Genomic DNA, 22,539 nt, shown 5'->3' on the forward strand with positions numbered 1-22,539 from the left:
GTCAAATTTATATTAGGAGGATTCTTATGAAAGAATCAGTTGATGTTATGGCTCATAAGGTTAATCTACCTGAGCTGACCTTTCGCGGTATGCTGTTAGGCATGATTCTGACAGGTATTTTTACTGCTTCAAATGTGTATTTAGGATTGAAGGTAGGCCTCACCTTTTCTTCCTCTATTCCCGCTGCTGTTATTTCCATGGCAGTTTTACGCATGTTTTCCAACTCTAATATCTTAGAAAACAATATGGTACAAACCCAGGTATCTGTTGCTGGTACCTTATCTGCAGTTATTTTTATTATTCCTGGCTTATTAATGAGCGGTTACTGGGCAGAATTTCCACTTTGGCAGACATTTATGCTTTGTCTGTGTGGTGGAGCACTAGGCGTATTATTTACCATACCACTGCGTCGTGCTATGGTTGTTCATAGTGATCTTACTTATCCTGAAGGTCGTGCTGCAGCCGAAATATTAAAAGCCGGCAGTGCTTCCCATGATAAAAATTCTGCTGAAGCTGATAATCAGGACAACGGTCTTAAAGAAATTGGTATTGGTGGTGCTCTAGCAGCTATTGTCAGTCTGTGTACTGCTGGTTTTCGTATCTTATCCGGTGAAGTAAGCTGGGCCTTTTCGATCGGCAAAGCAGTATTTAGCGCCACCTTAGGTCTTTCTTTGGCACTTTTTGGTGCCGGTTACTTAATCGGTCTTGCTGGCGGTATCGCCATGCTCATAGGCATGATTTTAGCCTGGGGGGTTTTTACGCCATATTTCACAACGCTGATCAGTCCTAAAGAAGGCATGGATTTAGTAAGTTTTGCTTCTTCCGTTTGGGCTTCTAAAGTTCGCTTTATTGGTACTGGAACAATCGGTATTGCTGCTTTATGGACCTTGTTGACACTTTTAAAACCAGTTATTTCCGGTATGAAGGAATTAATGCAAAGCTCTGGCAGTACTGAAAAAACTTTGCACCGCATGGATACTGACCTCTCACCTAAAGCTATGGGAATTTTATTATTATTAATAGTTATCGGTATGGCCGTTACTATTTATGCCTTTATTGCCCAAGCCGGTTTCACTGGTGCAACTTTGTGGTGTTTTACTATTGCCGGCACAATCGTCGTGCTCATAATCGGCTTTTTAGTTGCTGCAGCCTGCGGCTATATGGCCGGACTTGTAGGTTCGTCGTCGAGTCCTATTTCCGGTATTGGTCTTCTCGGTATTATCATTACTTCAATAATTGTCTTATTAATTGGTACCTCACAAAATATTTTTGCTGATCCGTTAGGTAAAAAATTTGCTATTGCTTTTGCTATTTTTGTTACAAGTTTAATTTTTGCTACAGCAACTATTTCTAACGATAATTTACAGGATTTAAAAACAGGCCAGTTAGTTGGTGCAACCCCTTGGAAACAACAGGTTGCTTTACTGATAGGCTGTGTATTTGGTGCTGCTATTATCGCACCAATCTTAAATCTTTTATATCAGGCTTATGGTTTTGCTGGCGCTATGCCTCGTACCGGTATGGACTTATCCCAAGCCATGGCTGCACCTCAGGCCAATTTGATGACTACAATTGCCCAAGGTATTTTTAATCATAATGTTGACTGGACACTTATCGGCACAGGTGTTGTACTAGGGATTGTTGTAATAATCATTGATGTAATACTCAAGCGAGTTAATCCGTCTTTATCATTACCACCGCTTGCTGTAGGCATGGGCATATATCTGCCGCCAGCCGCTGATGAGCCACTAGTAGTTGGTGCTGTTGTTGCTTATTTTGTTCATAAATATCTCAAAAAACGCGCCGAACAAAAAAATGTTGCTGATGTTAAAAAAGATGTAGAAAAGCATGAACGTCGCGGTGTTCTTTTTGCTTCCGGCTTGATTGTCGGTGAAAGTCTTATGGGCGTAATTGTTGCTGGTATTATTGTAATGTCTGTAACCTCAGGCGGCAGTGGCAATCCATTAGCTCTTGTCGGTGATAATTTCGAGCACAGTGCTCAACTATTAGGTTTTGCTGTTTGTATATTAGCAATGATTTATTTTGTCCGCCGCATAATAGCTGAAAAGAAATAATTTTTCTCTTTAAATATCTTTATAGCACCTGCCGCAAAACAGCTATCAATCATCATTCTGTTTTTGCGGCAGGTGTTTTTCGTATACTTTCGTCAATAACTTGCAGAAGACCTATTTTTTGCGTAAAATATAGCAAGATGGATTGAATTTAAATTTGCAATTGACGAGGTATATAATGTATAGTTTAAAAACTGCAGATTCAGCTGCTTTATGGGAAACTGCCGCCAATCTTATCCATGAATTAGCTGAATATGAAAATCTTACCGATGTTTGTAAAAGTACTACTGACGATATAAAAAATCTGTTTAAGGAAAATCTCCTGCAGGCTGTAATTGCTTTTGATGCTAATGATAAGCCTGCCGGTTTACTGACGTATTTTTATATGGTTTCAACCTTTTATGGTAAAAAAATTGCTTATATGGATGATTTATTTTTACGGGAAGAACATCGCCATAAAGGACTTGGCAAACAATTACTGCATAAATTCGAGCAAATTGCTTATGACAATAATTGCTGCAAGCTTGAATGGAAATGCCTGACTTGGAATAAACCGGCCCAGGGATTTTATGAGTCATTTGGCGGACAAAAAGACAATGAAAATATGACTTACTTTAAAATTTTATAATTTGAGGAGAATATCTATTGAAATGGGTAAACCATATGATGGTAACAGGCGCCATAGTATATGCGGCTACAGCTGACCCCCTACTGGCAGTTTACAGCATTGCCGGCAGTGTCCTGCCCGACCGTTTAGAAGGAAAACCACCCAAAAACAAAAAAGCCTATTGGCAGTGGCGGCAAAAGCACCGTACCTGGACACATTGGACTGTGCCTTATCTTACGATAATAGCAGTCATCTTGTTATTACATCATTTAGCCATAATTTCTCCTGCATTTTGGCCTATAGCGACTATTGCCTTATTTTTTACCCTTGGGGCATTATTACATATTATTGAAGACTCCCTGTGCGGCAAAGTTCCCCTTATTTCCTACAATAAGAAAATTGGTATAAAACTTTTTACGGTAAACAGTCTTGGCGAATATTTTTTTGCTGTTTCACTGACATTGTTCCTGTTATTTTACCAATTCCAACAGTATTTTGATAAATAAATTTTTATATAGAAGGTAACTCATTATGAATTTCATATTAATTTTAACCGGCGTAATTTTAAATGCCATTGCCCAGCTCGTATTAAAAAAAGGTATGTCCATTATCGGCTCAGTCCAAGTAGATTTATCTTCAATTATGTCTATGCTGCTTAAAGCATCGACTAATATTTATATTTATCTTGGTTTATTATGCTATGTCTTGAGTTTTTTTGTTTGGCTCATGGTTCTGTCACGTACTGAAGTCAGCTATGCCTATCCATTTTTAAGTATTGGCTATATAATAGCTGCCTTTGTCGGCTATTTTTATTTTGGCGAAAGCATGACCTTATATAAAGTCGGTGGAATTGCACTTATTTGTGCTGGTGTTTTTCTTTTATATCGTTCTTAAGCCACAGAGATAACTTATGTAAGTATCTATTTAGATAGGACTTTTCTATGAACACTAAAAATCGTTGGCCACTGGCCATTTTCGTTTCTGTGCTATTTCATATAATAATATTTCTCGTCATTACTTTATTCCGGCCGGCTGCACCTGCTGTAAAAAAATTGCCAGCGGAAATTTTTATTGCTGAACAGCAACCGCCAGCTGCAGTCTCGACAAATCTTGATGATGCATCCGAATCAACGCAAAATCAAGCCGATACCAATCACTCTCTACTTAATAAAACTCCCACAAAGAAACTGACTGAGAAAAAACAGGAAACTACGCCTCCGCTCCCGGCAGCAGTTCCCAAACCATTATCTACTCCGCAACGTTATGCCATCAGCTTTCCTCATGGTAATTTAGCTGATAAAGTTCCTATTATTCCGCCACCCGCAATTCCCGTAAAAATTGCGGGTGAAGACTTTAAACTACCCGATAATTTAGATTCCACTATAACTAAACTCAGCGTTACTGTTATCTATATAATCACCGCTGATGGCCATGTTAAGGCTAATATCGAAAAAAGCTCCGGCAATAAGGACTTTGATAATGCTGCCTTACGAACAATATATACCTGGCATTTTAAAAAAATGAATGCTGATTTTCCAGCACCTATAGAACAGGTCTTCACTTGGCCAATATCACATTAAACAAAGGAGTACTGCAGTGGCTAAATACAGCAACAAGAAAAATCATATAGGTGCTAAACGGGCACAATTTCGCATTGCGATATTAGCGCTGCTATTACTGGCTTATTTCATAATAATTGCTCTGCGCTATACCTGGGTGCAAATAGTACAGCATGACCAGCTGCTTGCCCGGGTTGAATACCAAGCCCGTGAACGTTATACTATTCACTTACCGCGGGGCACTATCTATGACCGTAACAAGCGTGAACTGGCAATAAGCAATATGACTGATTCATTGTTTGTTGACCCAAATCATGTAAAAGATCCCGACAAACTGGCTAGTGATTTAGCACCTGTCATTAATATGTCCAAACAGGAAATCTTAAAGCGGATTTCTTATGGCGGCGGCTTTGTCTGGCTTAAACGTCAGATGGAACCAGACATGTCCAAAGCCGTACATAAGTTAATTGCTAAAAACTCGTATACTGACTGTCTGGGGTTCCGTCAGGAAAGCAAACGCTATTATCCCAATAATATACTAGCTGCCAATATTTTAGGCTTTGTTGGTACTGACGATAATGGGCTCGACGGCATTGAACAATCTATGGATAAGGTAATACGGGGGCAAATAATAAAAAAATCCCTATTTACCGATGCTTTTGCCCGGCCAATATTAGGTTCAGTATTGAAAAATATGGTTCCTACGGACAGCAGTGAATGCAAAAATGTAGTCTTAACTTTAGATAGTACGATTCAATTTATTACCGAACAGGCTTTGGATAAAGCCATGTCCAACTATGCTCCAACCGCAGCCACAGCTATTGTCATGAACCCTAAGACCGGTGAAATATTAGCGATGGCCTCCCGACCTTCATATGATCCTAATAATTTTTCAAAATATCCTGCTGCCAACTGGAAAAACAAAGCCATTTCTTTCATTTACGAACCCGGCTCAACCTTTAAAGCAGTAGTCGCAGCAGCAGCATTACAAGAAAAAGTAGTTCGCCCTAATGATATCTTTGTCGATCCTGGTTATCTAATGGTCAATGGTCGCCGCATCCAAAACTGGAGCGGCGGCAGTTTCGGCACAGTCACCTTTACAAAAGTAATTGAAGAATCAATTAATACCGGCTTTGTTCATGTTGGCCTGCAGCTTGGCGGCGAACGACTTATGAAATATGCCCGTTTATTTGGTTTTGGCAAAAAAACCGGTATTGATTTGCCTGGTGAAGAGCAGGGTATTTTATTTGATCCGAAAAATATGTCCGATATTAATATTGCTACCTCCTCTATTGGCCAAAGTATCGCTGTCACTCCATTACAGATTGTTACAGCCATGGCTGCCATTGCTAATAACGGCCTTTTAATGCAGCCCCATATCGTGAAAACCATCTATAACATGGATGGCAGTGTTTACGAGGAGAAGGAACCACATCCAGTACATCAGACTATTGATGTTTCTACCGATAAAACTTTACAATTATTATTGGAAAAAGTTGTTTCAGAAGGCGGTGGTAATAAAGCTGCCGTACCAGGTTACCGCATTGCCGGCAAAACTGGTACAGCCCAAAAGCTTGATCCTGTCCATGGCGGCTATCTGCCTGGACATTACATTGGGTCATTTTGTGGCTTTGCCCCGGTTAACGATCCACAGTTTGTTGTTTTGGTTATAATTGATGATCCTACTAAAATAAACTATTACGGCGGTCAAATAGCTGCCCCGATTGCTCACGACATATTCTCGGCAATATTTCATTATCGCCATCTAAAGCCAACCATTTCTGTCAAAAATGATGTTGATACAAAAAATACTGTACCTGCACCAACACCTCCGACAGCCCTCCCCGTGCCAGAAAACAGTCCCAAAGGAATGACCGTTATTCCCGACTTAATTGGCAAAACAATCAGGGAAGCTACTGAACTGCTGGCTAAATATCATCTACAGATAAATATTGCTGGCAGCGGTATTTGTGATAGTCAATCACCTAATGCCAATACCCTTATTAAGGAAAACAGTAAAATTAATGTGCATTTTTCTCCATAAATGTGATAGAATTAAACTACTTATTACTTAAAATAATTTATAAGATTAATCATAGCTATAATTTTATTTTGTATGCATTTATTGTAAATAATAATATAAAAGGCAGGTTAAATAACAATGCTCGATATTAAATTTGTAAGAGATAACACTGATGCAGTGTTAGAAATGCTAAAAAACCGTCATAACAGCATGAATCTCGATAATTTTAAAGAATTAGAAACCGAACGCCGCCAAATAATCGGTGAAACAGAAACATTAAAGAATGAGCGCAATAGTGTATCCAAGCAAGTAAGTGAAATGAAAAAACGTCAGGAAAATACTGATGAAATTGTTGCTAAAATGCGCGAAGTTGGTCAAAAAATCAGTGCACTTGATAAGCGCTTAAACGAAGTAGAAGAACAGCTGCGTGATATTTTGCTGCATATTCCTAATATGCTCAATTCTGCCGTTCCTATCGGCAATGATGAAGCAGATAATCCAGAAATGCGCCGCTGGGGACAGCCGCGTGAGTTTGACTTTGAAGTAAAAGCTCATTGGGATATTGGTGCTGATCTTGGTATTCTTGATTCCGAACGTGCCGCTAAAGTTTCCCAGTCACGTTTTACTTTTTATAAAGGTCTTGGCGCTCGTTTAGAACGTGCTGTAATCAATTTTATGATGGATACACATTCTAATGAACACGGCTATCAGGAAATGCTCGCTCCCTATATCGTAAATAAAGACAGTATGATTGGTACCGGTCAGCTGCCAAAATTTGCTGAAGATATGTTTAAAATACAAGATGCCGACCTTTATCTTGTACCTACTGCCGAAGTACCTGCCACCAACTATCATCGCAATGAAATCCTCGATGCTGACAGCTTACCTGAACATTACTGTGTATATACTGCCTGTTTCCGTGAAGAAGCTGGTTCTGCTGGTCGTGACACTCGTGGACTTATCCGTCAGCATCAATTCAATAAAGTAGAACTAATTAAATTTGTAAAACCTGAAACCTCTTATGATGAATTGGAAAAAATGGTGCATGATGCATCTCATATTCTTGAATTACTTGAAATACCATACCGTGTAATTACTTTATGCAGCGGCGATATCGGCTTTACTGCTGCAAAAACTTATGATATTGAAGTATGGCTGCCTAGCTGCAATATGTATAGAGAAATATCTTCCTGCTCAAATGTAGAAGATTACCAAGCTCGCCGTGCCAATATCAGATTCCGCCGTGACACCAAGTCCAAGCCTGAATATATCCATACCTTAAACGGTTCTGGTCTTGCTGTTGGCCGTACAGTAGCTGCTATTTTAGAAAACTATCAGCAAGCTGACGGTTCTGTCGTCGTACCGGAAGTATTACGCAAATACATGGGCGTTGATGTTATAAAATAATATGCCCTAATTAATAAGCCTTATTTCAATTGCTGTATTTCAGCACTGAAATAAGGCTTATATTTATGTAAATATACATTTTTTATCTTTTTCTTATAAAAAAAACAATAAAATAAAAATTAGATCTACTTTATCGCTAATTATTTTATTTTTAATCAATTTCTTCACAAACATCCTTTATAAAAACATCTTTTTACTTCTTGATTAGATTTCATAATAATCTGTGTTTTTTTAATATAACTTTTTTTGATTACACTATTGACTTATGATAAAAAAATTATATAATTAGTTGTCATTAGATACTATATTGACTGTTATAAGATAATATTGTTTGACACTCTTTATAAATTTATCATAAAAGTTGATTTTTAGGTGGAGGAATTTTTATGCGACTTTTGGAACAATTTGGTATCATTCTCACTTTAACATTGATTGTTGAAATCATAAGGGCTGTAGTTCCACTACCTATTCCAGCAAGCGTCTACGGTTTAATCCTAATGCTAGTTTTATTAAAAACAAAAATCATTCCATTAGCATCAGTAAAGCATGCCGGTAAAATTTTATTGGAAACAATGCCTTTAATGTTTATCCCTGCGGCTGTTGGGCTATTAAATTCATGGACGGTAGTAAAAACTATTGTATTGCCTTTATTGGTGGTTGTAGCAATATCGACAGTAACCGTTATGGTTATTTCCGGCCGTGTTACCCAAATGGTCATTCATATTGACCAAAGACGGGGCGATGCTAAATAATGGATAACCTTATTTTTCATTCTGCTTTATTTGGTTTTATAATCAGTATTGCTGCCTATGAAATAGGTATGCTGATAAAAAAGAAATTTAAACTGGCTATATTCAATCCTTTATTAATTGCTATTTTTTTAATTATTTTATTTTTACTTTTCTTTAACGTTCGCTATGATGAATATAATCGTGGTGCCAAATATCTCAGCTACCTGCTTACACCAGCAACAATCTGTCTGGCCATTCCGCTTTATGAGCAGCTTGACTATTTGAAAAAAAATGCTAAAGCTATCATCGTTGGCATTTCTTCTGGTGTTTTTGCCAGTATGACAAGCATACTTGTTCTAAGTGTTATTTTTCATTTTAACCATCAAGAATATGTTACTTTGCTGCCAAAATCAATTACGACTGCTATTGGCATCGGAGTTTCCGAAGAACTCGGTGGTATTGTTACTATTACAGTTGCAGTAATTATCATTACTGGTGTTTTGGGGAATATAATTGCAGAGAAAGTCTGCCATACTTTTAAAATTATTGAACCAGTGGCAAAGGGTGTCGCTATTGGCTCATCTGCCCATGCTATCGGCACTGCTAAAGCAATGGAAATGGGCAAGGTTGAAGCCGCCATCAGCAGTTTATCAATTGTTGTTGCTGGTATTATAACTGTTTTTGCCGTATCCATTTATGCTAATTTTATGTAAATTTTTAACGGGACAAAGTTTTTTCTTTGTCTCGTTATTTTTTTCCCTGTTAATAAGTGCTATAATATTGCTATTATTTATAATCTTGTTATAGTAGGAGCTTATATGAGCATAATAACGCTTGATAAAGTTGGCTTGTTGATAAACAATCAACATATTTTACAAAATATAACCCTGACAATTGAAGAAAATACCCTTATTGGCATTGCCGGCCCATCCGGCTCGGGCAAATCCTCATTGCTGCGTCTGCTCAACCTGCTTATCAGCCCTACTTCGGGAACTATTTTTTATCATAATAAAAACATTATGGACTATAACCCGATGAAATTACGGCAGGAAATTGGCTATGTCCTGCAAAAACCCTATCTTTTTGACGGCACCGTCCTTGATAATCTGGAATATCCCTATTATCTACATGGCCTGAAAGTTGATAAAGAAGAAATTGCATCTTTTTTAGAAAAAGTCCATATACCATTAAGTTATGCATCTAAAACCCGCCATGAGTTATCTGGTGGTGAACAGCAGCGCATTGCCTTTATCCGCTCTTTATTGATAAAACCAAAAGTATTACTGCTTGATGAAATAACAGCTGCACTTGATGAAAATACTACCATTTTATTGGAAAATTTTATCAATGATTTACATAAACATTCACAAATAACGGTTATCTTTGTTACTCACAATAGCAGTCAGCTGCATCGTCTGGCCCAGAAAGTAATTTATATTGAAAAGGGACAGGTAAATATTTTTGCTGACACAGAAAAATATTTTGCCGCTAAGGAGAACAGCAATGAATAATACCGCCTTGATCTTAACCTATATTTTGCCAGCCATTGCCCTGTTTATTTCTTACCGGGAAAAACTCTGTTTGGAAAAAGACATTATAATCGGCAGTATCCGTGCTGTAATCCAATTAGTCTTAATTGGCCTGGCTTTAAAATTTATTTTTGGTATCAATAATGCTTATTTAACCAGCTTAATTTTATTAATAATGATTTATAATGCCTGTATAGTTGCTGCACAGCGAGGTCAGGGCATCGCCCATGTAAAGGCAATATCATTTACCGCCATATTTTTATCATTATTCCTTACTTTAGGCAGTCTAGTACTCTTTAACGCTATCAACTATACTCCCAGCCAGGTTATTCCGATCAGTGGCATGGTCGTTGGTAACTCCATGGTGGCTCTAGGGATACTTTATCGCAATCTTATAAGTAATTTTGCTGACCGGCATGATGAAATCGAGGTAAAACTATGTCTTGGTGCTTCACCGCACCAGGCAGCCCAATCGCTTATCCGCAATAGCATAAAAACAGCAATGGTGCCCACTATCGACTCCATGAAAACACTGGGTATTGTACAATTGCCTGGCATGATGACTGGTCTTATCCTCGCCGGTGTAGCACCCGAAACTGCTATTAAATACCAAATCATGGTTGCATTTATGCTGACTGGTGCCATAACAATTTCTTCTTTCACTGCCAGCTATTGGGCTTACCGTGGTTTTTTTACCAATAAAGCACAACTCATCTCTAAATAATAAAGGAACTCAGCCAACAATCGGCTGAGTTCCTTTATTATTTATTAAATATTTTATCACGTAAGCGTTCCACCTTGCTCACAATGTTTTCTGACTGGACAATATCACTTACAATTGCCACTGTCTTAGCTCCGGCATGAAGAACATCGTCAATATTCTGCTCTTTAATACCACCAATAGCAACTAATGGCAGCTGTGCGTTTTTTACGGCATAGTCCAAATACTCGAAGCCAACTGGCTCAGCATTTATCTTCGTTGCTGTAGCATGTATAGGCCCTACACCAATATAATCAATATATTTTTTTAATTCGTTAGCCTGCTCCAGCTCCTCAGTATTATGCGTAGATAACCCCAGCAGTTTTTCCCTGCCAATAAGTTTTCTTACCACACGCGGCGGTAAATCACTCTGCCCAATATGAACACCATCGGCATCAACAGCCAGTGCCAGATCGACAAAATCATCAATAATAAAAACACCGCCAGCCTGTTTTATCATATCACGCAAAATAAGACATTCTTCATAACGAGAAAGAGCATCTTTTTCCTTTTCACGGTACTGAATAAATTTGATACCACCCTCAAGCATATCACGGACAATTTCAATATTATCACGTCCATTGGATATGTTTTCAGCAGTTATTCCATAAATACCTGTATTAAAAAAAGATTCCATACCTGCTCGTAAGTTCATAAACATCCTCCTGTGTGATTATATTTATCCCCCAATCAATGGTCAGCTTACTATTATATAATTCTTGTCATTAATTTTGGGAGATATAATGATTATAAATACCTGCTTTATATATTAACAAAAAACTGGCATTTATACCACTAATCATATATAAATTTATACTTCGCGTACAGATATGATATTCCTGCTATTTTTTTATATTATACTGTTATTTTACTGCTAAGGTCTGCCAATCCTTATATACCGGCTGATAGCCTTTACTATAAAGCATTTTTGCCATTTGTTCCAATGAGCGTGAATCCGATATCACAAACTGCCCTTCATCTTCGCCTTTGGTATGGCCGCCAACTGCCACTGTAACCCCGCCCGATATTTTAGTTATACCTATTTTTATTAGATTATCGCGCATTGTTTCTGTTTCCCTGGTTGATAAAGTCAAGCCTGCCCGCGGCATAAATATGCGCAAAGCTGTTATATATTGAACAAGATCTGTATCATTTACTATTGAACGTGGTGCAAACCCCGCTGAACATGGCCGCATTCTTGGTGTTGATATAGCAATTTCTACATCTTTATACTTATGCTGCAAATAATCAGCATGTACGCCTGTGAAAAAAGCTTCCTGCCGCCATTCATTAAGCCCCAACAATGCTCCTATATTTACATTGCGCAAGCCAGCCCGGCAGGCTCTTTCCGGCGCATCCAAACGATATTCATAATCGGCTTTAGGTCCTGCCAAATGAAGTGTTTTATAAACATCTTTAGCATAACATTCTTGAAACATCGTCATGCCGTCAACACCAGCCTCTGCTGCCCGTATATAGTCAGCCTGACTAAATGCATATACCTCCATAGAAACACTGCTAAAATATTCCTGCAATGTATGTACTGCTTCTAAAATATAATCAACTGAGCTATATTTTTGTGATTCGCCTGTCAAAATAAGGATATTTTTAAGTCCTGTCTTAGCTATAGCTGCAGCTTCTGTCCTTATCTCGTCCATAGATAACTGGCGACGCTTAATATCATTAGCATGGTTAAAGCCACAATATACACAAAGATTATCACAATAATCGGCTATATACATTGGTGTAAACAGCTGCATCACATAACCAAAATTTCTTATGGTTTCCCTACGGGCACGTTGAGCCATCTGTTCTAAATATTTTTGCGCACCTGGTGACAATAATGTTAAAAAGTCCCATCTATTTAAATTATCTTTAACTAAGACGGAACTAACAGCATCATCCGTAACGGCGGCAAAAAACTCATCAAAATCCAAGTTGTTATACTGTTCTTTTTCCTGTAAAAAATTCTGTGCTGTCCTCATTTTGCTAACTCCTGCAAAAAACCTGTAAGTGGTGAAGATGCGCTGGCATAATTATTTAAAACCCGCCCCAGTCCGGCTAAATAAGCCATTCTGCCTGCTTCAATCGCCTTGGAAAACGCCCTTGCCATTTCCATAGGATTAGCGGCTGTAGCCACTGCTGTATTTGCTAAGACTGCCGCAGCCCCCATCTCCATACAGGCAGCCGCTTCTGACGGCTTGCCAATACCGGCATCAACAATAATTGGCAAATCTATTTCATTAATGATAATCTGCAGCATTTCTTTTGTTTCCAACCCCCGATTAGAACCGATCGGAGCAGCCAACGGCATTACCGCAGCTGCTCCCGCATCAGCCAGCCGCTTGGCTGCCATAAGCTCAGGACTTATATATGGCAATACAGTAAAGCCTTCCTGTACTAATATTTCCGTTGCTTTTATTGTTTCCAGATTATCCGGCAGTAAATAACGGTTATCAGCAATAACCTCTATCTTTATCCAATCACCACAGCCCATTGCCCTTGATAAATGCGCGATACGCACAGCCTCTTCCGCAGTGCGGGCACCAGAGGTATTAGGCATTAAAATAACATCTTTAGGTATATAGTCAAGAATATTTTCGCTGGCTGATTTCTTATCTGCCCGGCGTAAAGCTACCGTCACCACCGCTGCTGACGCGGCATCAATTACCTGTGGCATTTTTTTGTTATCGGCAAACTTACCCGTTCCCATAAAGAATCGGCTTTTTAATTTCTGTCCACCAATCTGCAGGCAGTCCTCCTGCCCGCCTCCCATAAAAGTAACAATTTCTACCGAATCACTTTCCTGCAGGCTTATTTGCCGCCAATCCTTTCTATCGATAATTTTCTCATTTAGTTCTACAACTGCCTGTCCATCAGCTAAATTACGATCCTCCATCATCTGCTGCAGTGTTATTGCTGCAGCTAATAAAGTTTTTTCTCCATTAACAATGATCTGCACAAAAATCCCTCCTAAAAATAAAAAAAAACGCCTATCCTAATAAGGATAGACGTATAAATCCAATAAATCACAAGCTTCCTACGCAGGCATTATCCCGATCAGGTCAAAGGTCAGGTGCTCACAGCCCTTTCTCAGCCTCTTTCATAGGCTCCCTTGCAAAATATTATATTATATGCTGTATTGTATTGCTTTATATTATATTTGTCAAATCGTTTTTTCATTCTTTATTACCAGTTTATGCCATTACCTGATATTATGTTGTCCTTGCTATCATCAACTAATTGCAAATTAAGCATTACCGGCATTTCAGCTTCTGCCATAATCCATTTTTGTAATTTAGCGGCTTCTTCCGGCAAAAGTGCTGTTTTTACTAAAGCAACAGCTATAAATTTTCCCGCTGTAATATTTCCTTTTTCATCACTATTTAACACCGATGCGCCTTCTATTTTTTCCACTTTTGGAAAAAGCACATTGACACTTTTATTTAATTGAGACAAAATCTTTTTATCATTATTAACATGCAAAAATGCCGGATAATAATTGATACTTAATTCTTTATATTTTTTTAACTCTTCATCTTTACTTGATATTAAAGTATTGTTACTTGCTTCATGCAGCTTATTATCGATCAGAGCCTGAACATCATCCTTACTTACTGTACGGGAATAATCATTCTGGATAATTTTAAGCTTAAAATTCTGCAGTTGACTGTAATTCTTAAGATAGGCCGTAAGAGTATCTATATCGCGATTGTCCAAAGGTTGACCAATAACTACAATCTCTAATGTATTATCAATATTGCGTATTTTATAAGAAATAACCTGTAGATCATTAAAATTAAAATTATCATTTATATATTGCTTTGTCTGCGAATTTTCCAAATTTATCCTGACACTTTGATATGCCATATATATACTAGGCACAATTATTATTATGCCGATAAAAGTGAGATAGCGCCGCTGTTTATTAAAAACGGCCTGTGATACATAAGTCTTCAATGGAACACGTATTATCTTTAATACGATAAAACTGGCTAAGCAAATAAAAAAACTGTTTATAAAAAATAAATATAATGCCCCAACAAAAAATTTCAAAGACATAATCGCCAGCCCATAGCCTGCTGTGCACAATGGCGGCATAAGTGCCGTAGCTATGGCCACACCGGGAATTACATTGCTTTTCTCCTGCCTCGTAATGCCGATTATTCCAGCCAATCCGCCAAATACAGCGATAAGCACATCCCATATTGTCGGTGCTGTACGTGCCAGCAGCTCCGACGATGCCGTTGATATTGGTGAAAGCTTAAAATATAGAGCTGAAGCCAATACTGACAATAATACCTGAAAGATCAGCTTAAAAAATGATTTTTTTACATAGAGCGTATCATAGGTAGCCATTCCATAGCCTATAGCCATAATCACTCCCATCAGCGGCGAAATCAGCATAGCACCGATAACGACAGCTGTGCTGTTCATATTCAGACCAATTGAAGCTATAAATATCGCTAAAATCAATATTGACATATTTGTGCCTTTTATCAAACTCCCATCATGAACACGTGCCGCAATCTCTTCCATAGATGCCGTATCTTTTTTCAGCTGAAAAAATTCAGCAATAATTATTTTTAACTGCTCCATTATCTTTCACTTCCCTTCTTTTCTAATAATTTTTCACTATTTATTATCTGATTAATATTCTTAAATGCCTAACTAAACTCCTTTATATATTAAAACATTTATTTTTTCAATAAAAATCAATTTATGCATTAAATATGCTAATATTTGTTTTTAAAAAAATAAATTATTCCTGTTGATTTTTATAATTTCCTGTGATATTATAAGTTTGTACTTAATAAGGCAACGTGGCCGAAAAACATTTTATGTTTTTCGGTCTTTTTTTATGCATTAATAATTATTGTTTGAGGAAGGATGTTTTTTACAATGAAATGGAAAAAAATTATTTCAGCCCTGGCTGTATCCGCCTTAGCTACTGTTATGCTGGCCGGTTGCGGCAACTCAGAAAAATCTGAGTCATCAAGCTCTTCTGCTGCATCTTCCGACAAGGTCTATACCATTGCCTGTGATGCTAAATATGCACCGTTTTCTATGGAAGTAGACGGTAAATACAAAGGTATCGATGTTGAGCTTTTGGCTGCTATTGCTAAAGCCGAAGGTTTTAAATACAATTTAAAACCAATGGACTTCAGCGGCATTATCCCCGGTCTTGTATCCGGTCAAATTGATGCGGCTGTTGCCGGCATAACAATCACCGACGAACGTAAAAAAGCCGTTGATTTTTCTGATGCTTATATCGACTCCGGTTCTTCAATTGTTGTCAGCAAAGACAATACGTCAATTACCAAGCTTGAAGATATTAAAGGCAAAACTGTTGCTGTAAAAAAAGGAACTACTGGTGCTAAATTTGCTGAAGACAATAAAGATAAATATGATCTGCACATTACCTATTATGATGATTCTCCTGGTATGATGATGGCTGTTGCTAATGGCAATGCTGACTTTTTGCTTGAAGACTATCCTGTAATTTCTTATCAAATCAAAATCGGTGAACAGGCTAAATTAAAATTGGCTGTTAAACATATTGACAGTGATCCGCCTAAATACGGTTTTGCTGTTAAAAAAGATGAAAACGCTGATTTACTCAAAAAAATCAATGAAGGTTTGAAAAAAATAAAAGCCGATGGCACCTATGATAAAATAGTCGGCCAATATCTATAATATAAATATTGCTGTATTTGTTGATAATAGCGGATGGAGTAATCTATCCGCTATTTTTTAATTATGGGGGATTGCCATGAATGATTATTTTAACTTACTGATACAATGCCTGCCATCTTTACTAGATGGTTTAAAAACTACTATTATAATGGCTGGTGCTTCACTGATTTTAGCTTTTATTCTCGGCCTTATCTTAGCAATTTTTGCCCTGTCCAAGATCAAAGTGCTTGAGGCCTTTTATACCTTTTATGTTTATATCGTCCGTGGTATCCCGGTTATGATCTTCGGCCTGTTCTTATTCTTCGGTGTAGGTGCTCTGCTCAATATAAAATTTAATCCATTATTGGCCAGTATTATCACCCTGACTATAAATGCCAGCGCCTACCTGGCCGAAATCTTCCGCGGCGGCATCAAAGCCGTTGATATTGGACAGGTAGAAGCCGCCCGCAGTTTAGGCTTAGGTTATTTTCGCACCATGGCACTAGTTGTAATTCCTCAGGCTGTAAAAATAATGATTCCGCCAATAATCAACCAATTTATTACAACCTTAAAGGATACATCGATATTGTCGGTAATCAGCGTTCGCGAATTAACTATGAACTCCCAGATAATTATTGCCCGCAATTATCGTCCCTTTGAAGTATATTCCTATGCCGCAGCAATGTATTTAATCCTAATTGTTGCCTTATCGTTATTCGCTAAATATGTTGAAAGGAGATTACAACATGGAAAAAGTCATTGAGGTAAAAAATCTGCATAAATCATATGACAGTCTGGAAGTACTCAAAGATATTTCCTTCGATGTCACTAAGGGCGAGGTTGTCTGCATTATCGGCCCATCCGGATCTGGTAAAAGTACCTTACTGCGCTGCCTTAACCGCTTGGAAGAAATTCAGGCTGGTGATATCGAGGTTTTTGGCACCAATATTAACAAAGTCAAAAACTTAAATAAATTCCGTGAAAATATTGGTATGGTATTTCAGCTATTTAATCTTTTTTCTAATTATACCGTTGCTAAAAACATCATGCTGGCACCAACTCAATTAGGACTTATGAATAAAGAAGAAGCCGATGCCAAAGCCGATGAATTATTGGCTCAAGTAGGCTTAGCCGATAAAAAAAATGTCTATCCCGATACCCTATCAGGCGGACAAAAGCAGCGTATTGCTATTGCCCGGGCTTTGGCCATGAATCCCAAGATAATGCTGTTCGATGAACCAACCTCAGCCCTTGATCCCGAAATGGTCGGTGAAGTATTAAAGGTTATGCGTTCGTTAGCCGATTCCGGCATGACCATGGTTGTTGTCACACATGAAATGAATTTTGCTCGTGAAGTTGCCAACCGAGTTATCTTTATGGCTGACGGCTATATCGTTGAAGAAGATAACCCCGAAAAACTATTTACTGCACCTGCCCATAAACGTACACAAGCTTTCCTTAGCTCAGTATTAAAGCCTCTCGACAGCTGATTTTCAGCTGTCATTTTCGTATACTGCATATTTTATTCTTTATCAAACAATCGTTATATTCAATCTTTCATATTGTAAAAGTTGCTTACTTCCTTTAAAATATCACTGTATCATAAAACATTTTTAAGGAGTATTTTATTTATAAATGAATAATCGTCTAAAAGGATTTCTTTTAATATGCATTGGTACCATTTTATGGGGCTCAGCCGGTGTTGTTTCCCAGTATTTATTGCACGACAAGTTATTCGATGCCCAATGGTTAACCTGTATTCGTCTTATTGCTGCTGGTATCATATTACTGTTTATTGAAAAAACTTTTTATAAAAGTAACATCATGCCCATCTGGCATAGCAGCATGGTAAAAAATTTACTTATGTTTAGTATTTTTGGCATGCTGGCAACACAGCTAAGCTATATGATGACCATCGTATATAGCAATGCTGCCACAGCTACTATTTTGCAATATTTAATGCCTATTGTCATTCTTTGTTACATTCTATTTAGTGAAAAACGGGCGCCCCGTTTTAAAGAATCACTTTGCATCATACTGGCTTTTATTGGCACTTTTCTTTTAGTAACTAAAGGAAATCTCAACGCTTTAGCCATTTCCCATTCTGCATTATTTTGGGGTCTGATATCAGCTTTTGCTGCTGCCTTTTATACCTTACAGCCACGTGGTATGATACGTAAATTTCACACTACTTTAATTATCGGTTGGGGAATGTTCATTGGCGGCATCGTTCTTTCTTTATTTAAATCGCCATTCGATTTTACTGGTATTTGCGATTTGCCAGCAATACTGGCTCTTTTATTCGTAGTTCTCGGCGGTACTGTTTTTTCTTTTTGGACTTATATTGAAAGTACTAAATACTTATATCCTACTGAAGTTGGTACGTTAGCTTCATTAGAACCTTTTTCCTCTGTTGTCCTATCAGTAGTTTTTATGAATGTTCATTTAGGCTTACCCGAAATAATTGGCAGCATATTAATTGTCGGCACTGTTTTTATTTTAACAAAAAAATAATTTTAACATATATCATTAATAGAACATTATTAAGCATCAATAATAATGTTCTATTTTTTTATTTTTTTAAATAAAGCTAATTACCTCTATAGATTTTTTCGCTATATTGTTGTAAAATCTTATATTAATATAGTATTTTTATATAAATACGCTCATTTATTTTTGTCATTATGTATACAAAGGTGGTTTATTTATGAAACATGCTCTTTCCGTACTAGTCAATAATAAACCTGGTGTTCTCCTGCGTGTAGTCGGAATGTTCTCACGCCGCGCTTTTAATATTGATAGTTTATCCGTGGGCGTTACACAGCCAGAAAAATATTCCCGCATCACAATATTTTTTCAGGGTGAATCCTATATTGTTGACCAAATGATTAAACAATTAGAAAAAATACCTGATGTAGCTGCTGTCCAGCTGCATAATCCTGACGATGCCGTTTATCGCGGCATGACTTTAATAAAAGTAAATGCTGATGACAGCAATCGCCTCGATGTATTAAAACTGGCTGAATTATTTCGAGCCCATGTCATAGATGTACAATCGACAACGCTTATATTCGAAATTACTGGTCAGGACGAAAAAGTTGCTGCCTTTATACGCTTGCTCACACCTTATGGTATTTTGGAAATAATTCGTACTGGGCAGGTAGCATTGGAGCGCGGCGAGACAACAATCGGCAGCATTCCCGTTAAAAATAGTTTTTACGGCAAAAATGTAATTTAATATAATTTTATGGAGTAGACAATATGAAAGGATCAGCTGCAATCGTAAAATGCTTAAAAGAATACAATGTTGATACCATTTTTGGTTATCCCGGCGGCATGATTCTGCCCTTATTTGACGCCTTATCTCAAGATAATGATATTAATTTTATCCTAACCACCCATGAACAATCAGCTGCCCATGCTGCTGACGGCTATGCCCGTGCCAGCGGCCGACCAGGTGTCTGTATCGCTACCTCTGGTCCTGGTGCTACCAATCTTGTAACTGGCATCGCTACCGCTTTTATGGATTCAATCCCAATGGTTATAATTACCGGACAGGTTGACAGCAATCTTTTAGGCAAAGACTCTTTTCAAGAAACTGATATTTTTGGCATAACGATGCCTATTACTAAGCATAATTTCAAGCTTAATAATTCTGATGAATTAATGACTACACTGCATTTGGCATTTTCTATTGCCAACAGTGGCAGAAAAGGCCCCGTGCTAATTGATATTCCCAAAGATTTTTTTTCTGCCAATATCATTTACAGTCCTATACCTGTAAAACCAGTTTTACCGCAGGAACCCGATGCGGATTTTAGTATTTGCATCGCTGAAGCTATTGATGAAATATTAAAAGCCCAGCGTCCTGTTATCATTGCCGGAGGTGGTGTCATCTTAGGCGAAGCGCATAAAGAACTCATTTCTTTTGCTGAAAAATATAATTTACCAGTAGTTGCTACCTTAATGGGTATTGGCGTATTTCCCAATAGTCATTCCTTATACATGGGGTTTGCCGGCCTGCATGGGCGAAAAGCAGCCAATATGACCGTGGCACAAGCAGATCTTGTAATAGCCGTAGGCAGCCGCTTTGGTGACCGACAGACAGGTAATATTGAACATTATATCCATGACAAACATTTTATCCATATTGATATTGATCCGGCTGAAATAGATAAAAACGTCCACAGCAGCATTGGTTTATCTGGTGATATGAAAACAATTTTACAGCTGCTAATGCAGCGACCTGCCACTAACAGTTTAACTGCCTGGTGGAAAACACTGCATGCCATGCAGCAAAAATTCACCTATGAATATAATGGTACATATGATGTGCCTAATGTAATGCATATCATTTCTAAGGAAATTAATAAAGATAATCAGTCATTTGCCATTGTTACCGATGTTGGACAACATCAAATGTGGGCAGCCCAGCATATCAAGCGCTTTCTGCCTAAAACATGGTTTACTTCCGGCGGGCTTGGCACCATGGGGTTTGGTCTGCCTGCTGCTATTGGGACCCAATTATATTTTAAAAACACTGCACGAATCATCCATATAAGCGGCGACGGCAGTATAAAAATGACTGGTAACGAATACTATACAATGGCTACCTTAAATCTGCCTATAATTTCCATTATCATAAATAATGAATGCCTGGGTATGATTCGCCAGCTGCAAAAAGTGTTTTACAATGAACGTTATTTTTCCTGCAATCTTCCCCATAAAATGGATTATGTAAAATATGCGGAAAGTTTTGGCATAAAAGCTTACGATGTCCATAGCATCGATGATTTCATCGAAGCTTTTTGCAATGCTTTAAAAAACACTATGCCACAGGTAATAGTAGTAAACATCAGCAAATCTTTTGTTGAACCAATGACTAACACCAGTACAGGAATAAATACTTTTATTGAATTTTGATTTTTGTTAGTTTGTAATTTTTTTCACTAATCACTATTGACAAACGTATTGGCAAAGTGTATCCTGTATACAATGTTCTTTTGTAACATTGTAAATACTACAAAATATTGACTTCATTAGTCAATTTTAAAATTTAGGGAGATGTTTTATTTATGGCAAAGGTTTATTACGATCAGGATGTTAATTGGAATATTATAAGTGACAAAAAAATTGCCATTATTGGTTATGGCAGCCAAGGTCATGCTCATGCTTTAAATCTAAAAGAAAGTGGTCTTGATGTCACCGTCGGGCTTTATGCTGGCAGTAAATCGGCACAAAAAGCTAAAGATGCCGGACTAAAAGTGGCAGAAGTTGCTGATGCCGTCAAAAATGCCGACATTACTATGATTCTAATTCCTGATGAAATACAAGCCGCTATATATAAAACTGAAATAGCACCAAATTTAAAATCGGGCAGTGCTTTAGCCTTCGCGCATGGTTTTAATATTCATTTCCAACAGATTAAACCACCAGCTGATGTTGATGTATTCATGGTTGCTCCAAAAGGACCTGGCCATCTTGTTCGCCGCACCTTTGTAGAAGGCGGCGGTGTACCTGATGTATTTGCAGTTCAGCAGGATGCTACCGGCAGCGCTTTGGATATTGCTTTAGCTTATGCCCGCGGCATTGGCGGCACTCGTTCTGGTGTTATTAAAACCACTTTCCAGGAAGAAACTGAAACCGATTTATTTGGCGAACAGGCTGTTTTATGCGGTGGTGTTACCCATCTAATTACTGCTGGCTTTGAAACCTTGGTAAATGCCGGTTATCAGCCAGAAATTGCTTATTTTGAATGCTTCCATGAAATGAAATTAATCGTTGATTTAATGTATGAAGGCGGCATGGCCAAAATGCGTAAATCTATCAGTGATACTGCTGAATATGGTGATTACACCGCAGGTCCTCGTCTCGTTACTGATGAAACTAAAAAAGAAATGAAAAATATTCTTACCGATATTCAGGATGGTTCCTTTGCAACAAAATGGCTTACTGAAAATAAAGCCGGCCGCGCACAATTTTATGCAATGCGTCGTAGACATGCTGAACATCAAATCGAAGAAGTTGGTGGAAAACTTCGCAAAATGATGTCATGGTTGGATAAGAACGATAAAAAAGACTAAGCTATAATAAAAAAGCGGCAAAGTAGACTACTGAGTCTGCTTTACCGCTTTTTTTATCGCTAAATTTTACATTAAAAATTAACGAGGAGGTT

At 37.8% G+C, this 22,539-nt stretch carries 22 protein-coding genes, 1 pseudogene and 1 riboswitch; of the genes and pseudogenes, 18 read left to right on the forward strand and 5 right to left on the reverse strand.

What is annotated here, in order from left to right:
* Positions 1–26 precede the first annotated feature (26 nt).
* From HNR32_RS01045 to HNR32_RS01095, 11 genes are all read left to right on the forward strand, one after another.
* A complete protein-coding gene (locus HNR32_RS01045; RefSeq protein ID WP_183858930.1) occupies positions 27–2,075 on the forward strand; it encodes an OPT family oligopeptide transporter in 2,049 nt (682 codons plus the stop codon).
* A 175-nt stretch (positions 2,076–2,250) separates the two neighbouring features.
* Positions 2,251–2,700, forward strand: a complete 450-nt coding sequence (locus HNR32_RS01050) for a GNAT family N-acetyltransferase (protein WP_183858931.1) — start codon at positions 2,251–2,253, stop codon at positions 2,698–2,700.
* Positions 2,701–2,717: 17 nt separating this feature from the next.
* The gene (locus tag HNR32_RS01055; RefSeq protein ID WP_183858932.1) at positions 2,718–3,185 is read left to right on the forward strand and encodes a metal-dependent hydrolase; all 468 of its coding nucleotides are present in this window, start codon (positions 2,718–2,720) and stop codon (positions 3,183–3,185) included.
* Positions 3,186–3,210: 25 nt separating this feature from the next.
* Positions 3,211–3,573: an EamA family transporter gene (locus HNR32_RS01060; RefSeq protein WP_221300531.1), complete on the forward strand. Its 363-nt coding sequence runs from the start codon at positions 3,211–3,213 to the stop codon at positions 3,571–3,573.
* A gap of 47 nt (positions 3,574–3,620) precedes the next feature.
* Entirely contained in the window at positions 3,621–4,259 is a 639-nt protein-coding gene (locus HNR32_RS01065) for an energy transducer TonB (RefSeq protein WP_183858933.1), read from the forward strand.
* A 16-nt stretch (positions 4,260–4,275) separates the two neighbouring features.
* On the forward strand, positions 4,276–6,282 hold the full coding sequence (locus HNR32_RS01070; RefSeq protein ID WP_311636223.1) for a PASTA domain-containing penicillin-binding protein: 2,007 nt from the start codon (positions 4,276–4,278) through the stop codon (positions 6,280–6,282).
* 117 nt (positions 6,283–6,399) lie between these two features.
* A complete protein-coding gene (gene serS / locus HNR32_RS01075; RefSeq protein ID WP_183858934.1) occupies positions 6,400–7,668 on the forward strand; it encodes a serine--tRNA ligase in 1,269 nt (422 codons plus the stop codon).
* Between the two features lie 386 nt (positions 7,669–8,054).
* A complete protein-coding gene (locus tag HNR32_RS01080) occupies positions 8,055–8,420 on the forward strand; it encodes a CidA/LrgA family protein (protein WP_183858935.1) in 366 nt (121 codons plus the stop codon).
* Entirely contained in the window at positions 8,420–9,112 is a 693-nt protein-coding gene (locus tag HNR32_RS01085; protein ID WP_183858936.1) for an LrgB family protein, read from the forward strand. The genes HNR32_RS01080 and HNR32_RS01085 overlap by 1 nt, the downstream gene beginning before the upstream one ends.
* Before the next feature lie 105 nt (positions 9,113–9,217).
* Entirely contained in the window at positions 9,218–9,910 is a 693-nt protein-coding gene (locus tag HNR32_RS01090; protein ID WP_183858937.1) for an ABC transporter ATP-binding protein, read from the forward strand.
* Positions 9,903–10,652, forward strand: a complete 750-nt coding sequence (locus HNR32_RS01095; RefSeq protein ID WP_183858938.1) for an ABC transporter permease — start codon at positions 9,903–9,905, stop codon at positions 10,650–10,652. The genes HNR32_RS01090 and HNR32_RS01095 overlap by 8 nt, the downstream gene beginning before the upstream one ends.
* A 37-nt stretch (positions 10,653–10,689) precedes the next feature.
* On the opposite strand, the gene thiE is transcribed toward HNR32_RS01095, so the two are convergent.
* The 5 genes and pseudogenes from thiE to HNR32_RS01115 form a co-directional block, all read right to left on the reverse strand.
* Complete coding sequence (thiE, locus tag HNR32_RS01100) at positions 10,690–11,343, reverse strand: thiamine phosphate synthase (protein WP_183858939.1); 654 nt, start codon at positions 11,341–11,343, stop codon at positions 10,690–10,692.
* Between the two features lie 208 nt (positions 11,344–11,551).
* A complete protein-coding gene (gene thiH / locus HNR32_RS01105; protein ID WP_183858940.1) occupies positions 11,552–12,673 on the reverse strand; it encodes a 2-iminoacetate synthase ThiH in 1,122 nt (373 codons plus the stop codon).
* The gene (locus HNR32_RS01110; RefSeq protein WP_446430390.1) at positions 12,670–13,464 is read right to left on the reverse strand and encodes a thiazole synthase; all 795 of its coding nucleotides are present in this window, start codon (positions 13,462–13,464) and stop codon (positions 12,670–12,672) included. The genes thiH and HNR32_RS01110 overlap by 4 nt, the downstream gene beginning before the upstream one ends.
* Positions 13,465–13,650 (reverse strand): annotated as a pseudogene (gene thiS / locus HNR32_RS14585) (sulfur carrier protein ThiS); the annotation flags it as partial.
* Positions 13,651–13,708: 58 nt separating this feature from the next.
* Positions 13,709–13,815, reverse strand: a riboswitch (TPP riboswitch).
* Between the two features lie 62 nt (positions 13,816–13,877).
* Positions 13,878–15,287, reverse strand: coding sequence for a DUF389 domain-containing protein (locus tag HNR32_RS01115; protein WP_183858941.1), 1,410 nt, complete (start codon positions 15,285–15,287; stop codon positions 13,878–13,880).
* Between the two features lie 303 nt (positions 15,288–15,590).
* Here HNR32_RS01115 and HNR32_RS01120 point away from each other — a divergent pair, with 303 nt between their 5' ends.
* The 7 genes from HNR32_RS01120 (at position 15,591) to ilvC (ending at position 22,447) form a co-directional block, all read left to right on the forward strand.
* Positions 15,591–16,385 (forward strand): transporter substrate-binding domain-containing protein, encoded by a 795-nt coding sequence (locus HNR32_RS01120; protein ID WP_183858942.1) that lies wholly within the window; start codon positions 15,591–15,593, stop codon positions 16,383–16,385.
* A 76-nt stretch (positions 16,386–16,461) separates the two neighbouring features.
* On the forward strand, positions 16,462–17,127 hold the full coding sequence (locus HNR32_RS01125; protein ID WP_183858943.1) for an amino acid ABC transporter permease: 666 nt from the start codon (positions 16,462–16,464) through the stop codon (positions 17,125–17,127).
* Positions 17,111–17,854 carry an amino acid ABC transporter ATP-binding protein gene (locus tag HNR32_RS01130; protein WP_183858944.1) on the forward strand — a complete coding sequence of 248 codons (744 nt, stop codon included), beginning with the start codon at positions 17,111–17,113 and terminating at the stop codon, positions 17,852–17,854. Before HNR32_RS01125 ends, HNR32_RS01130 begins: the two co-directional genes overlap by 17 nt.
* Before the next feature lie 145 nt (positions 17,855–17,999).
* Complete coding sequence (locus tag HNR32_RS01135; RefSeq protein WP_183858945.1) at positions 18,000–18,878, forward strand: DMT family transporter; 879 nt, start codon at positions 18,000–18,002, stop codon at positions 18,876–18,878.
* Positions 18,879–19,071: 193 nt separating this feature from the next.
* On the forward strand, positions 19,072–19,602 hold the full coding sequence (gene ilvN / locus HNR32_RS01140) for an acetolactate synthase small subunit (RefSeq protein ID WP_183858946.1): 531 nt from the start codon (positions 19,072–19,074) through the stop codon (positions 19,600–19,602).
* Positions 19,603–19,625: 23 nt separating this feature from the next.
* A complete protein-coding gene (gene ilvB, locus HNR32_RS01145; RefSeq protein WP_183858947.1) occupies positions 19,626–21,287 on the forward strand; it encodes a biosynthetic-type acetolactate synthase large subunit in 1,662 nt (553 codons plus the stop codon).
* A 152-nt stretch (positions 21,288–21,439) separates the two neighbouring features.
* Positions 21,440–22,447, forward strand: coding sequence for a ketol-acid reductoisomerase (ilvC, locus tag HNR32_RS01150; protein WP_183858948.1), 1,008 nt, complete (start codon positions 21,440–21,442; stop codon positions 22,445–22,447).
* Positions 22,448–22,539 lie beyond the last annotated feature (92 nt).

It is taken from the genome of Pectinatus brassicae (assembly GCF_014201835.1).
GTDB lineage: Bacteria > Bacillota > Negativicutes > Selenomonadales > Selenomonadaceae > Pectinatus > Pectinatus brassicae.